The following is a 2,108-nucleotide window of genomic DNA, read 5'->3' as shown; positions in this document are numbered from 1 at the left end:
CCGGCGGTCAGACCCGTCAGGTCTTCGGTCGTGGCACCGTTGCTCCACAGGTAGGTGTAATCGGGGGTGCCGCCGCCGACCGTGATGTTGATCGCACCGGTAGCGTCGCCGTTGCACTCAACGTCGGTAATGACTTCAGTAATCATCAGGCCAGCTTCGGGCTGGGTTACTGTTCCAGTGGCCACGGCCGTACAGCCTCTGGCATCGGTTACGGTGACAGAGTAGGTTCCGGCGGGTAGGTTCATTGCCGTTTGACTGGTCACTGCACCTGCGTTCGCGCCCCACAAGTAAGTATAGGGAGCGGTTCCACCTTCGGGGGTTACGGTAAGGCTACCGGTTTCGTCACCAAAGCAAAGGAGCACATCATTGTTGACGGAGGCCATCAACGGTGTGGGCTCTACAAGGATGATGGAGTCAAGCGCAGCACATCCGTTGTTGTCGGTTACGGTGACGTAGTACTTGATGCCAGCACTCAGGCCGGTAACGGTTGCTTCGTCACGGGTGGCGAGGTCACCACCACTCCAGGCGTAGGTGAAGGGCGCGCTGCCGGAGGTAGGTGTCACGGTGGCGCTTCCGTCGCTGAATCCATTACAGGAAATGCTTCCGTTGGGGTCAGTATCGGCGATGGTGGTAGTGGGGGTGGGGTTGACCGTTACGGTAACTTCGTCCATAAACATGGCATCACCCACGAACAAGTCTCCCTGTACAGGATCAATGAACCATACTTCAGCCATATCTACAGCCGTATTGGTGTAAGTCTCCGTGTGAGTAAGCGTGTAAGACCACATGAATTCCTCTCCACACTGGAGTACTCCGTCACCATTGGGGTCAGATGAAGCAATGAAATTGGCGTCATTGGGCATGAGCATTCTCATTGATCCGTCACTCCCCATATCCTCTATGCTGATTTCCCGGAGTTCAAGACCAGGGGCACAGATGTTGTCGCGGAAGCGTACCGTAAGCGTGTAAGTAACTGGCTCACCAGGACATATCTCAGACTCGCTGGCTACTTTTTCCACGTTGATACCAATGTTGGTAATGGATACACTATCCTCATCGTCGTCTGCTACATTATCGCCAAGATCGTCGTTGTCGTAACTGCTTTCCGGGCTGCTGTCGATATCAGTAACATCGTTGCCAGTGCCGTCGGCATCATCCGTAATTTCAATCTGGTTCGTAAGAACAACTCCAATTCCCACATTTGCATCGGTCATGTAGGTAATGGTAAAGGAAACCGATTCATTTTGCGCAAGGGAAGGAATCGTAAAGCTTCCTCCACCATTGGCAATAACGTTAGTTCCGGTAACATTAGCGGACAGGTAATTTAAGCCGATAGGGCTATCGTCCATGACCTCAACATTCGTGGCATTAATTGAGCCTTGGTTAGTTACCGTAATCCGGTAATTAACATTAGCCCCGCTAAGCGTGAAAGGAGCCTGAAGTGGTGCAAGCGATTTGGCAATAGCAAGGTCAAAGGTTTGATTAACCGTGATCGTCTCATCGTCCTGGTCGTCTTCCGTCGGTACGTCGTTGTCCGGCGTAGAATCCTCGTCGTCGCCGTCGTCTTCCGTGATCTCCGCAACGTTGGTCAGGCTCGTGCCCTGGAAGGTCGCGTCAATCGTGTAGCTCACGTTGAAGGTCAGGCTCGCGCCCTGTGCCAGAACGCTGTTGAGCGTGAAGGTGCCGTCGCCGTTGTCCGTCACGTCGCCGCTGTTCAGGCCGGCGTAGGTCAGGCCCGCTTGCGGACGGTCTTCGACCACCACCGTTGCGGCATCCAGGCTGCCCTGGTTCGTTACCGTGATGTTGTAAGACACCGTAGAGCCTTGGGTGTAGGGACCAGCGGAGGTGAGGTCTTTCGTCAGCGCCAGGTCGTAGGTCTGATCAACCGTGATCGTCTCATCGTCCTGGTCGTCTTCCGTCGGTACGTCGTTGTCCGGCGTGGAGTCTTCGTCGTCACCGTCGTCTTCGGTGATCTCCGCAACGTTGGTCAGGCTCGTGCCCTGGAAGGTCGCGTCAATCGTGTAGCTCACGTTGAAGGTCAGGCTCGCGCCCTGTGCCAGGACGCTGTTGAGCGTGAAGGTGCCGTCGCCGTTGTCCGTTACGTCGCC

General features: G+C 55.2%; 1 pseudogene. It reads right to left on the bottom strand.

Annotated features, from left to right (window positions below):
- Nucleotides 1–2,108: pseudogene (locus tag H9S92_RS17755) on the bottom strand (DUF11 domain-containing protein); the annotation flags it as partial.

It is taken from the genome of Neolewinella lacunae, from assembly GCF_014349155.1.
GTDB lineage: Bacteria > Bacteroidota > Bacteroidia > Chitinophagales > Saprospiraceae > Neolewinella > Neolewinella lacunae.
Note: the sequence above shows the minus strand (reverse complement) of the source record. Positions and strands in the feature narration are given on the sequence as shown.